This is a genomic window from Mesorhizobium sp. P2_C5_2 (genome assembly GCF_056404535.1).
In genome coordinates this window covers 198,090-210,733 of sequence record NZ_JBFUDV010000001.1, presented here as the reverse complement: position 1 = coordinate 210,733, position 12,644 = coordinate 198,090, and the positions used below count along the sequence as shown (strand labels likewise).

The following is a 12,644-nucleotide window of genomic DNA, read 5'->3' as shown; positions in this document are numbered from 1 at the left end:
CGAAAGCGCCATGGCTCCTATGGCCCGTCCGGGCCAGTGTGCCTGGCGGAAAATGCCGCTGCCGCCGCCCGTGACGGCAGGTCGAGCTTCAGCAATATGTTGGCGACATGACGCTTGACCGTATGCTCGCTGAGCCTCAGCTCGGCAGCGATCGCGGCATTGCTCTTGCCGTCGGCGATCAGGCTCACCACCTCGCTTTCGCGCGCCGTTAGTTGAGCCGCCTCGGTTGGCTTCGCCTTCGGCCGGCAGGCCGGTTCGAGATGCTGTTCCGACGTCGCCTGGACCAGTGCCAGCGGCTCGTCCAACTCATCCACCGTGACATGCCCGGCATCGATGAAATGCAGGCCGGAACCGGCCGCCAGATCGGCGACCAGCCGCGACGCCAGAATATCGCCGCGCCCGGCACGGGCGGCGATCTGCATCGTCACCCGTGCCATCAGCCCCACCGGCGGCCCGCGCATTTCGACCTCGCCGACATGCGCGCCCTGGGCGCTTGCAATGCCCATATGCTGCGCCGCATCGCGCAGCGCCGCCGCGCAGCGTATGGCCCGCGCCGGCCCGTCGAAGCGCGAGATCATCAATTCGCCATGGATGCCGGCGACGCGTCCGCCATGACGGCCGACCAGCTGCCGCCATGTCTCCTGGAAGCGCTCGCTGCGTTCGCTCCACATGCGGTCCCCCACCCGCGCCGTATCGTAGATGCGTGTCGCCAGAAGAGCGGCAAGCACGCGCTCCGCTTCGGCCACGGCACGCTCGCCGGTCAGGAATTCCTCGATCAGGTCTGCCACCCGGTCGACGTCGCCGGTCCAGATCGGATGGTCGCGTCCGGGGATTTCGACCAGTCGCGCATTCGCGATCTTTTTCGCCAGGAAGCGGCTGGCATCGGGGTCCACCCGCACATCGTTACGGCGATGGATGAGCAGGGTCGGTGCACCGATCGCCGAAAGCACGCCGCGCACGTCGATGTCGGCATTCATCCGTGCCAGGGCCGCCGCTGCCGTCGGGCTGGCCGACAGCCGTTCGAAGCGCGCCCACCACTGGGTGAAATGCGGGTCATCGACGCGGCCCGGCGCGAAGTTTGGCAGAGTGGCGCCAGTGCCCCAGGTTGTGCCGGCCGTCGCGATGAAGGCCTCAAGGCGTTCGGGCGGCATCACCCATTTGTGGAAATGCGCATAGCCGCCATAGAGCGCCAGCGCCCGTGTCCGTTCCGGATAAGTGGCGGCAAACAGCATTGCCATCGGCGCGCCTTCCGAGGCGCCGAGCAGGGCGGCGCGGCCGCTGCCTGTGGCATCCATCACCGCCCGCACATCGTCCATGCGGGTCTCTAAGCTGGGCAGATGGCGTGGGTCGACGCGGTCGGACAGGCCGGTGCCGCGCTTGTCGAACAGGATCAGCCGCGAGAACGCCGAGAGCCGTCTCAACAGCCTCGTATAACCCTCGTCTTCCCAATGCAGGTCGAGGTTGGAAATGAAGCCGGGCACGAAAACCAGGTCAAACGATCCCTGGCCGACCACCTGATAGGCGATCCGCACGTCGCCGCTGAGGGCATATCGCGTCTCGATCGGCCTCACGACTGGATCCCGCCCGGCCCGACGATTTCTGATCGTCGACCATAGCAGACGCCTGCTGCCTGCGGCAGTCAAACTTTAGAAGGCAGGAATATAGCCCGCGGCGCGAACCGCGTTCGACCGACTATTTCTGGCGATCGGCTATTTCTGGGGAGCGGCGCTCTCTGCACCCGTGGGTTGGACGTAGCCGATGCTCATATCGGCCTGCTCCTCGGTCTTCGGCCGCTTGATCCTGGCCGAGGCCACGACGACAAGCTCATCAAAATCTTCGCCGCCGCTATCCAGCATCTCGAAGAACTGCCGCCGCATCCTGGGCTCCCAGAACTTGTTGATGTGCTCGGCCACACCCGCCACGCCTTCCTCGCGCGGCCTTGAATGGAAGAAGGCGGCGATCTGGTTGGCCATGCGCACCAGCTTTTCCCTGGTGCTCGTGATGTGCTCTTCGTCATGCGACATGCTGGGCAACTCCCAAGACCACCCGTTCCGGGTGGGTGAAAACATCGAAATCGTCGCCGCGCACCAGCGCCACCAGCGTCATTCCTGCCTCTTCCGCTGTGCGGATGGCAAGCGCGGTCGGCGCCGACACGGCGATGATGAAAGCCGAGCCGATCGCCGCCGTCTTCTGCACCATCTCAACCGAGACGCGTGAGGTCACGACCACGGCGCCCGAGGCACCGTTAATGCCGGCCTTCGCCAGCGCGCCGGCCAGCTTGTCCAGCGCATTGTGGCGGCCGACATCCTCGCGCGCCATGACAATGCCCTTGCCCGGTACATAGAAGCCCGCAGCGTGCACGGCACCGGTTTCGGAATGCAGCGGCTGCACCTTCGACAACAGCCTGACCGAGCGAACAATGTCGTCGGCCTCAAGCGTAAGTTTGGACGCACCAACATTGTCGACCGAGCGCATCGCTTCCTCGATGGATTCGATGCCGCACAGCCCGCAGCCAACCGGCCCGGCCAAGCGCCTGCGTCGCGCCTCGAAGCGCGTATTGGCCTGGTCCTTCAGTCGGATCTGGATGTCGATCCCGGCGCCATGGTCCTCGACCTCGATCGCCTCGATCTCGTCAGGCAACGCGATGATGCCTTCGGTCAGCGAGAAGCCGAGTGCGAAATCCTCGAAATCGGCCGGGCTCGCCATCATCACCGCATGGGTGGTGCCGGCAAAGGAGAACGCCACCGGCGTCTCTTCCGGCACCATCCGGTTAGCCGCCGCAGTGCCGCTGGCCCGGTGCGCCAGCCGCGATATCTGCGTCGTTGCTTTGCGGCGCGCGGCCAAGACTACTCCGCCGCCTGCAGCGGAGCGATGCGGCGGCTGTTGCGCGCCTGCTCGTCATAGTCGCGTTGCCAGTCCGAAGGCCCGTTCGAGGCGCCGACCTGCACCGCCGTCACCTTGTACTCCGGACAATTGGTCGCCCAGTCCGAGAAGTCGGTGGTGATGACGTTGGCCTGCGTGTCCGGATGATGGAAGGTGGTGTAGACCACACCCGGCGACACCCGGTCGGTGATCAGCGCACGCAGCGTCGTCTCGCCCGAACGGCTGGTCAGGCGCACCCAGTCGCCATCGCGCAGGCCGCGGTTCTCGGCATCGTGCGGATGGATTTCCAGCCGGTCTTCCGAGTGCCACATGACGTTTTCGGTGCGCCTTGTCTGTGCACCGACATTGTACTGGCTGAGGATGCGGCCGGTGGTCAGCAGCAACGGGAAACGCGGCCCGGTCCGCTCGTCGGTCGCCACATATTCGGTGCGGATGAACTTGCCCTTGCCGCGCACGAAGGCGTCGATATGCATGATCGGCGTGCCGAGCGGGGCCTTCTCGTTGCACGGCCATTGCACCGATCCGACACGGTCCAGCAGATCGAAGGAGACGCCGGCGAAGCTTGGCGTCGTCTTGGCGATCTCGTCCATGATCTCGGAGGGATGCTGGTAGTTCCAGTCAAGCCCGATCGCACGGGCAAGCTCCTGCGTCGCTTCCCAGTCGGCGTAGCGCGCCTTCGGCTCCAGCACCTTGCGCACCATGTTGATGCGGCGCTCGGCATTGGTGAAGGTGCCGTCCTTCTCCAGGAAGGTCGAGCCCGGCAGGAAGACATGCGCGTAGTTCGCTGTCTCGTTGAGGAACAGATCGTGCACGACCACGCATTCCATCGCCGCCAGGCCGGCCGCGACATGCTTGGTGTCAGGGTCCGACTGCAGGATGTCCTCGCCCTGGATGTAGATGCCTTTGAAGGAGCCGTCGACAGCGGCATCCAACATGTTGGGGATGCGCAGGCCCGGTTCGTCGTCGAGCTTCACACCCCACAGGCTCTCATAGATGTCGCGCACCGCCTCGCCGGAGATGTGGCGGTAGCCCGGCAGTTCGTGCGGGAACGAGCCCATGTCGCACGAGCCCTGCACATTGTTCTGGCCGCGCAACGGGTTCACGCCGACGCCCGGGCGGCCGATATTGCCGGTCGCCATGGCAAGGTTGGCGATAGCCATAACCGTGGTCGAGCCCTGGCTGTGTTCGGTGACGCCGAGGCCGTAATAAATCGCGCCGTTGCCGCCCTTGGCATAGAGCCGCGCAGCACCCCGGATCAGCTCCGGGTCGACGCCGGAAAGCTTGCCGACGGTCTCGGGGCTGTTCTCCGGCAAAGCGACGAAGGAGGCCCAGTCCTGGAACTCCGTCCAGTCGCAGCGTTCGCGGATGAAGGCTTCGTCGAAAAGCCCTTCGGTGACGATGACATGCGCGAGCGACGTCAGCACCGCCACGTTGGTGCCGGGCTTCAGCGGCAGGTGGTAGTCGGCCTCGACATGCGCCGACTTGACCATTTCGGTGCGGCGCGGATCGAGCACGATCAGCTTGGCGCCCTGGCGCAGCCGCTTCTTCAGCCGCGAAGCAAACACAGGATGCGCGGAAACCGGGTTGGCGCCGATGATGACGGCGACATCGGTGAACTCGACGGAATCGAAATCCTGGGTGCCGGCCGAGGTGCCATAGGTCTGGCCGAGGCCGTAGCCGGTCGGCGAGTGGCAGACGCGGGCGCAGGTGTCGACATTGTTGTTGCGGAAGCCTTGGCGCACCAGCTTCTGGACCAGATAGGTCTCCTCATTCGTGCAGCGCGAGGACGTGATACCGCCGATCGAGGTGCGTCCGTATTGATATTGGATACGGCGGAATTCCTTGGCTGTATGGGCGATCGCCTCTTCCCAGCTCACCTCGCGCCAGGGATCGCTGACTTTTTCCCGGATCATCGGCGACAGGATGCGGTCCTTGTGGGTCGCGTAGCCATAGGCGAAACGGCCCTTCACGCAGGAGTGGCCGTGGTTCGCCTTGCCGTCCTTGTAGGGCATCATGCGAATGACTTCGTCGCCCTTCACTTCGGCCTTGAAAGAGCAGCCGACGCCGCAATAGGCACAGGTGGTGACAGCGGAACGCTCGGGCATGCCTTTCTCAAGCACGGTCTTTTCACGCAGCGCATCGGTCGGACAGGCCTGCACGCAGGCGCCGCAGGACACGCATTCGGAGGCGATGAAATCCTCATGCATGCCGGCGACCATGCGCGATTCGAAACCGCGGCCCTCGATCGTCAGCGCGAAGGTGCCTTGCACCTCCTCGCAGGCCCGCACGCAGCGCGAGCACACGATACATTGCGCCGGATCATAGGTGAAATAGGGGTTGGACTCATCGCGAGCGATGTAGTCGACCGCCAGCGAGCCATGGCCCGGCGCGACGCCGTTTTCCTGCTTGACGTGGTTGCGGCCCTCGATTCCGAAGCGGTTCTCGGTCAGGCCGACCGACTTCGCCACGACGTCGAACTCGCTGGCGCCGGTGCCGGCCTTCTCGTTCCAGCCAGTCGGATGGTCGGAGACGTAAAGCTCCATGACACCGCGGCGGATGGCGTCGAGCCGCTCGGATTGCGTGCGCACCACCATGCCTTCGCCGACCGGCGTCGTGCAGGATGCCGGCGTGCCGCCGCGCCCTTCGATCTCGACCAGGCAGACGCGGCAGGAACCGAACGAGTCCAACATGTCCGTGGCGCAGAGTTTTGGGATCTCGACCCCGCCTTCCATCGCCGCGCGCATGATCGACGTACCCTCCGGCACGCTGATACTGCGGCCGTCGACGATCAGCGTGACCTGCTTTTGCGCCTTCGATTCCGGGGTTCCGTAGTCGAGTTCTTCGATGAGTATCGGGAAGTCGGCCTTGATATTCATCTGCCAGCTCCTATTCAGCAGCCACGCGCGCCGGCGCGGGCTTGAAATCTTCGGGGAAATGGGTGATCGAGCTCATCACCGGGTAGGGCGTGAAGCCGCCCAACGCGCAGAGCGATCCGAACTTCATCGTGTTGCAGAGATCGGTGACCAGAGCCAGGTTCTTTTCCGGCTCGATGCCGGCGGCAAGCCTGTCGATGGTCTCCACCCCGCGTATCGAGCCGATGCGGCAGGGCGTGCATTTGCCGCAGCTCTCAATGGCACAGAATTCCATGGCGAAGCGCGCCTGCTTCAGCATGTCGGCCGTGTCGTCGAACACGGTGATGCCGGCATGACCGATGAGTCCGTCTTTGGCGGCAAAGGCTTCATAGTCGAATGCAGTGTCGAACAGCGCGCGCGGGAAATAGGCGCCGAGCGGGCCGCCGACCTGCACCGCCTTCACCGGGCGACCGGTGGCCGTACCACCACCGATATCGTCGACGACTTCGCCCAGCGTCATGCCGAAGGCTGCCTCGAACAGGCCGCCGAACTTGACGTTGCCGGCGATCTGGATCGGAATCGTACCGCGCGAGCGGCCCATGCCGAAATCCTTGTAGAAGGCCGCACCCTTGTCCATGATGATCGGCACGGAAGCCAGCGAGATGACATTGTTAATCACCGTCGGCCTGCCGAACAATCCTTGGATCGCCGGCAGCGGTGGCTTGGCGCGCACCACGCCGCGCTTGCCTTCAAGGCTGTTCAGCAGTGAAGTTTCCTCACCGCAGACATAGGCGCCGGCGCCGACCCGGATTTCCATGTCGAAAGCGTTGGGCGAACCGAGCACATTGACGCCGAGCACGCCTGCCTTGCGGGCGACCTCGACAGCCTTGTTCATGACAGCCACCGCATGCGGATATTCCGAGCGGATATAGACGAAGCCCTTGGTCGCCCCGGTGGCGATGCCGGCAATCGTCATGCCTTCGATGAGCACGAAGGGGTCGCCCTCCATGATCATGCGGTCGGCGAAGGTGGCGCTGTCGCCTTCGTCGGCGTTGCAGACGATGTACTTGCGCTCACCGGCGGTATCAAGCACCGTCTTCCACTTGATGCCGGTCGGGAAGCCAGCCCCGCCGCGACCGCGCAAGCCCGATTCCGTGACCTGCTTGACGACGTCGAGCGGCGCCATAGCCACCGCGTTCTGCAGGCCCTTCAGTCCGCCCAGTGACTTGTAGGCGTCAAGCGACAGCGGGTCGTTGATGCCGCAACGCGCGAAGGTCAGGCGCGTCTGCTTGGCCAGGAACGGAATCTTGTCCGGTGCACCCAGCCAGCGCTTGTGATGGCCGCCGGTGAGAAAGCCGCTGTCGAAGAGGCTCTTGACGTCTGAGGGCTTGACCGGCCCGTAGGCGACGCGGCCCTTTTCGGTCGCGACCTCGACCATGGGTTCGAGGAAATAGGCGCCGCGCGAGCCGTTGCGCACGATCTTGGCCTCGATGCTCCGTTCGGCCAGTTCCGCACGGATGGCCTTGGCGACCTTTTCGGCGCCGAGCGCCAGCGCGCCGGAGTCACCTGGAATGTAGATGCGCGGGATCATGAGCGTACCTCCGCGACGATCTCTTCGATCTTCTCGTCATCGAGCCGCCCGATCACCTCACCATCCAGCATCGCCGACGGTGAACAGGCGCAAAGCCCGAGGCAATAGACAGGCTCAAGTGTACACGATCCGTCGCGGGTGGTCTCATGGAAATCGATGCCGAGCAGTTGCTTGACCTTTGCGGCGACCGCATCCGAACCCATCGACTGGCAGGCTTCCGCCTGGCAGAGCTTGAGCACATGCCGGCCGGCCGGCCGGGCACGGAAATCATGATAGAAGGTCACGACGCCGTGCACCTCGGCCCTCGACAGGTTCAGCCCATCGGCGATGACGGGCACGGCGTCCTGCGGTACATGGCCAAATTCTTCCTGGATGCCGTGAAGGATCGGCAGCAGCGGACCCTCGAGGTCCTTCAACTCCTGGATGATCGCCGCAGTGCGCGACTGTATCTCGGTACTTGCAGGCTGCATTGGCACGCAGCGCCCTCCCTATCGTAGCGATCCATTCATATCGTCCAAAAGCATGAAGCGGTTTTGGAACAACGACATGCCTGCGCCGCTTTATCGCTAAGTGCTTAAGAAATCAGAGGAAACCTCCGAAATCAATAAAGCGGTTTCGTTGCACGATAGAAAATTTCTATCGTGCCGTTTCACCAGCTATGACTAGCTCAGCGACTGGCGTGGAAATCGTCTGCCAGCGCCATCGCCTCGTCCAGCAGCGCCTGCACCAGTGGCGTGTGCGGTTCGCGCGGCGTCGCCACCAGACCGACCGTGTGGCTGGCGTCGGGCTCGACGATCGGAATGGCCCGGATCGGCTCGGAAAAGCCGAATGTTTCCGCAAGGTTAAGCGGCATGATCGACGACCATTTGCCGGTCCTTATATGCGAAAACAGCACGATCATCGAATTGGATTCGAGCGTTGGCCGCACCTGCACCCCGGCCTCGGCCAGATGCTGGTCGATGATGCGGCGGTTCTGCATGTCCGGTGTCAGCAGGCAGAGCGGCAACTTGCTGATCTCGGCCCAAGTCACTTTGTCGCGGTCGGAATAGGGATTTCCCACGGCTGTGATCAATTGATAGCGCTCGTCATAGAGAGGCACGCTGGTCACCCGCCCGAGCGGCTCATTGTCGAGATAGGTGATGCCGGCATCGATATCGAAATTGCCGAGCAGCGATAGCACCTCGATCGAGGTGCGCGACAGCACCGAAAAGGTGACGCCAGGGTGCTTTTCGCGAAACGGTGTCGTCAGCCGCGCCACCATGGCCAGCGCGGTCGGAATGGCAGCAATGCGGATGCGGCCGGACAGACCGTGGCGCGCCGCCCGCATCTCCTCGCGCATGGCCCTCGAGTCGCCGACGATGCGGCGCGCCCACACCAGCACCTGCTTGCCCTCCGGCGTCAGCCCCTGGAAGCGCGAGCCGCGATTGACCAGCATGACGCCGAGCTGGCCTTCCAACTGCTTGATGCCGGCCGACAAGGTCGGCTGCGTGACGCCACACGCTTCCGCCGCCCGGCCGAAATGCTCCTCCTTGGCCAGTGCGATGAAGAATTCGAGCTTGTCGATCATTGGCGCAAGCTATCCGGCGCCGGGCGCCTGCGCCAGACGAGTCGGGCAACTCAGGTGTCCGTCGTTTGCAGGCAAATCTGGCCAGCTATTGCGCCACGGCTTGGTTCTGCCGGGAAACTGCATTATCTCAGGCGCAAGCTTGCATAAGGAAGACCTGATGTCCGTCACCAAGGAAATCGTCACCGAGCGTCTGAAGACGGTCAACGGACCTGACTTCACCGGCAACATCGTCGACCTCGGCATGGTTTCGGAGATTTTCATCGCCGATTCAAAAGTGTTTTTCTCGATCACCGTTCCCGCTGCCCGCGCGCAGGAGATGGAGCCGCTGCGCGCCGCTGCCGAGCGTGTTGTCAAGGCGATTCCCGGTGTCGCCGGCGCAGTCGTCGCATTGACGGCGGAAAAGAAGGGCGGCGGCATGGAGGCGCCCGTGCCGGCGCGCCCCGCACCCAGACCGGCACCACCGGCTCCAACCGCCGCGCCCCGTCCCGCACCGCACGCCCCGGCCTCGCAAAGCTCGGGCAAGCGTGGCGTGCCGGGCATCGAGGCGATCATCGCGGTGGCCTCCGGCAAGGGCGGCGTCGGCAAGTCGACCACCGCCGTCAACATCGCGCTCGGCCTCGCCGCCAATGGTCTGCGCGTCGGCGTGCTCGATGCCGACATTTACGGCCCGTCCATGCCAAGGCTGCTCAACATCCATGGTCGGCCGCAGACCGTCGACGGCAAGATCTTGAAACCGATGGAGAATTACGGCCTCAAGGTGATGTCGATGGGCTTCCTCGTCGACGAGGAGACGCCGATGATCTGGCGCGGTCCGATGGTGATGTCGGCGCTGACGCAGATGCTGCGCGAGGTCGAATGGGGTCGGCTCGACGTGCTGGTCGTCGACATGCCGCCCGGCACCGGCGACGCCCAGCTGACCATGGCCCAGCAGGTGCCGCTGGCCGGCGCCGTCATCGTCTCGACGCCGCAGGACCTGGCCCTGATCGATGCCCGCAAGGGCCTAAACATGTTCAAGAAGGTTGACGTGCCGCTGCTCGGTATCGTCGAGAATATGAGCTATTTCATCGCTCCCGATACCGGCAAGCGGTACGACATCTTTGGCCATGGCGGGGCGCGGCGCGAGGCAGAGCGCCTCGGCGTGACGTTCCTCGGCGAGGTGCCGCTGGAAATGGGCATCCGCGAGAGCTCGGATGAGGGCTCACCGGTGGTGGCGTCGAAGCCCGACAGCGCCGAGGCAAAAATCTATCGCGATATTGCCTCGAAGGTCTGGGACCGGGTCAACGAGGAGCGCGGCGCGGCCGCAGCGGCTGTGCCCAGCATCGTGTTCGAGTGAGAGGGGCCTAACCGCCCACTTTCTCGCCAAACGTCGAGAAAAACTGCCCCGCCAGTTTCTTTGACGTCGATTCGATCAGCCGGCTGCCGAGCTGGGCGATCTTGCCGCCGACATCGGCCTTGGCCGCGTATTTGAGCACCGTCGCATCCGGCCCGTCCGCCGTCAGTGTCACGTCGGCGCCGCCCTTGGCGAAGCCGGCAATGCCACCCTTGCCTTCGCCCTGAATGGTGTAGGAATGCGGTGGCTTGAGGTTCTTCAGCGTCACTTCGCCGTTGAAGGTCGCCTTGATCGGGCCGACCTTCAGCACCACGGTCGCCGCCATTTCGGTCGGCGATTTCATCTCCAGGCTCTGGCAGCCGGGAATGCTCTCCCTCAGAATGGCCGGATCGTTCAGCGCTTCCCACACTTTCTGCAGAGGTGCGGCAATGCGTTCCTCGCCTTCGATCACCAAAGCCATCAAAACCTCCCGCGCCAGACTGTTCAAAGGCCTAACGCAGGGCTCGATGCATGTCTATCGCACCAAAGTCCGGTTGCGACGGTGCGCCCTCTTGCCTGCTTCCGCTCGTTGCCATATCGATTTGTCTTACAAATACGGAGACCACGATGGCAGGCGCCCCCACCAGAAAGAAGAAGTTTCGCTCGCAGGAGTGGTTCGACAATCCCGACAATCCGGGCATGACCGCGCTCTATCTCGAGCGCTACCTGAACTACGGCCTGACGCGGGCCGAGCTGATGTCGGGCAAGCCGCTGATCGGCATCGCCCAGACCGGCTCCGACCTGTCGCCCTGCAACCGCCACCATATCGAGCTTGCCAAGCGCGTGCGCGAAGGCATCGTCTCGATGGGCGGCATTCCCTTCGAATTTCCTTGCCATCCGATCCAGGAGACCGGCAAGCGCCCGACCGCCGCACTTGACCGCAACCTCGCTTATCTGAGCCTGGTCGAGGTGCTCTACGGCTATCCGCTCGACGGCGTCGTGCTGACCATCGGCTGCGACAAGACCACGCCGGCACTGCTGATGGCGGCGGCGACCGTCAACATTCCGGCCATCGCCCTGTCGGTCGGCCCGATGCTGAATGGCTGGCACAAGGGCAAGCGCACGGGATCCGGCACCATCGTCTGGGAATCGCGCCAGCGGCTCTCGGCCGGCGAGATCGACTATGACGAGTTCATGGACATCGTCGCCTCCTCGGCGCCGTCTACCGGCTACTGCAACACCATGGGCACCGCCACCACCATGAACTCGCTAGCCGAGGCGCTCGGCATGCAATTGCCGGGTTCGGCCGCCATTCCGGCGCCCTACCGCGAGCGCGGCCAGATCTCCTATGAGACCGGCAAGCGCATCGTCGAGATGGTGCATGAGGATTTGAAGCCGTCCGACATCATGACGCGGCAGGCCTTCGAGAACGCCATCGTCGTCAATTCGGCGATCGGCGGCTCGACCAATGCGCCCATCCATCTCAATGCGATCGCTCGCCATCTCGGCGTGCCGCTCACCAATGACGACTGGCAGACAGTCGGTCTCAACGTGCCGCTGATCGTCAATCTGCAGCCGACGGGCGAATACCTCGGTGAGGACTATCATCATGCCGGCGGCGTGCCGGCCGTGGTGGCCGAACTGCTGAAGGGCGGGCTGTTGCCCTATCCCGAAGCGATGACCGTCAACGGCAAGACGATCGGCGACAACTGCAAGGGTGTTGTCAACGAGAACACCGACGTCATCCGCACCGTCGCCGAGCCGCTGAAGACCAACGCCGGTTTCATCAACCTCAGCGGCAATCTCTTCGATTCCGCGATCATGAAGATGAGCGGCATCTCGCCGGAATTCCGCGAGCGCTATCTGTCCAACCCGAAGGACCCGGAAGCCTTCGAGGGCAATGCCATGGTCTTCGATGGGCCGGAGGACTACCACACCCGCATCGACGACCCGGCGCAAGGCATCGACGAGCACACCATCCTGTTCATGCGCGGCGCCGGTCCCATCGGTTATCCCGGCGGCGCCGAGGTCGTCAACATGCAGCCGCCGGCCTATCTGATCAAGAAGGGTATCCATGCGCTGGCCTGCATCGGCGACGGCCGCCAGTCGGGCACGTCGGGCTCGCCGTCGATCCTCAACGCTTCGCCGGAAGCGGCGATAGGTGGTGGCCTTGCGCTGCTCAGGACTGGCGACCGCGTTCGCATCGACCTGAAGAAGGGTACGGCCAATATCCTCGTCAGCGACGAAGAGATCGCCACGCGGCGCGCGGCGATGCAGGGCAATGGCGGCTATCACTATCCGCAGCACCAGACGCCGTGGCAGGAGATCCAGCGCGGCATGGTTGACCAGTTCTCCGAAGGAATGGTGCTGAAGCCGGCGGTAAAATACCAGGACGTCGCCCACACCAGCGGCGTGCCAAGGGACAATCACTGAGCGCCACAT

At 64.0% G+C, this 12,644-nt stretch carries 10 protein-coding genes; 2 read left to right on the top strand and 8 right to left on the bottom strand.

The window, feature by feature from the left end:
* Nucleotides 1–17: 17 nt before the first annotated feature.
* The 7 genes from AC1D1B_RS00950 to AC1D1B_RS00920 all read right to left on the bottom strand — a co-directional run bounded on the left by AC1D1B_RS00950 (nt 18) and on the right by AC1D1B_RS00920 (nt 8,893).
* A complete protein-coding gene (locus AC1D1B_RS00950; RefSeq protein ID WP_477328858.1) occupies nt 18–1,571 on the bottom strand; it encodes an alpha/beta fold hydrolase in 1,554 nt (517 codons plus the stop codon).
* Between the two features lie 138 nt (nt 1,572–1,709).
* Nucleotides 1,710–2,024 carry a formate dehydrogenase subunit delta gene (locus tag AC1D1B_RS00945; RefSeq protein WP_477328857.1) on the bottom strand — a complete coding sequence of 105 codons (315 nt, stop codon included), beginning with the start codon at nt 2,022–2,024 and terminating at the stop codon, nt 1,710–1,712.
* Nucleotides 2,014–2,844 (bottom strand): formate dehydrogenase accessory sulfurtransferase FdhD, encoded by an 831-nt coding sequence (gene fdhD / locus AC1D1B_RS00940; RefSeq protein ID WP_477328856.1) that lies wholly within the window; start codon nt 2,842–2,844, stop codon nt 2,014–2,016. The genes AC1D1B_RS00945 and fdhD overlap by 11 nt, the downstream gene beginning before the upstream one ends.
* Before the next feature lie 2 nt (nt 2,845–2,846).
* Nucleotides 2,847–5,759, bottom strand: coding sequence for a formate dehydrogenase subunit alpha (gene fdhF / locus AC1D1B_RS00935; protein WP_477328855.1), 2,913 nt, complete (start codon nt 5,757–5,759; stop codon nt 2,847–2,849).
* Between the two features lie 10 nt (nt 5,760–5,769).
* Nucleotides 5,770–7,326, bottom strand: coding sequence for a formate dehydrogenase beta subunit (locus AC1D1B_RS00930; RefSeq protein WP_477328854.1), 1,557 nt, complete (start codon nt 7,324–7,326; stop codon nt 5,770–5,772).
* Nucleotides 7,323–7,802, bottom strand: coding sequence for a formate dehydrogenase subunit gamma (locus tag AC1D1B_RS00925; protein ID WP_477328853.1), 480 nt, complete (start codon nt 7,800–7,802; stop codon nt 7,323–7,325). The genes AC1D1B_RS00930 and AC1D1B_RS00925 overlap by 4 nt, the downstream gene beginning before the upstream one ends.
* A 191-nt stretch (nt 7,803–7,993) precedes the next feature.
* Complete coding sequence (locus AC1D1B_RS00920) at nt 7,994–8,893, bottom strand: LysR family transcriptional regulator (protein ID WP_477328852.1); 900 nt, start codon at nt 8,891–8,893, stop codon at nt 7,994–7,996.
* 154 nt (nt 8,894–9,047) lie between these two features.
* Here AC1D1B_RS00920 and AC1D1B_RS00915 point away from each other — a divergent pair, with 154 nt between their 5' ends.
* Nucleotides 9,048–10,226 carry an Mrp/NBP35 family ATP-binding protein gene (locus tag AC1D1B_RS00915; protein ID WP_477330489.1) on the top strand — a complete coding sequence of 393 codons (1,179 nt, stop codon included), beginning with the start codon at nt 9,048–9,050 and terminating at the stop codon, nt 10,224–10,226.
* A gap of 7 nt (nt 10,227–10,233) precedes the next feature.
* On the opposite strand, the gene AC1D1B_RS00910 is transcribed toward AC1D1B_RS00915, so the two are convergent.
* Nucleotides 10,234–10,683: an SRPBCC family protein gene (locus tag AC1D1B_RS00910; RefSeq protein ID WP_477328851.1), complete on the bottom strand. Its 450-nt coding sequence runs from the start codon at nt 10,681–10,683 to the stop codon at nt 10,234–10,236.
* Nucleotides 10,684–10,829: 146 nt separating this feature from the next.
* On the opposite strand from AC1D1B_RS00910, the gene AC1D1B_RS00905 reads away from it, so the two are divergent.
* On the top strand, nt 10,830–12,635 hold the full coding sequence (locus AC1D1B_RS00905; RefSeq protein ID WP_477328850.1) for an IlvD/Edd family dehydratase: 1,806 nt from the start codon (nt 10,830–10,832) through the stop codon (nt 12,633–12,635).
* Nucleotides 12,636–12,644: the final 9 nt, after the last annotated feature.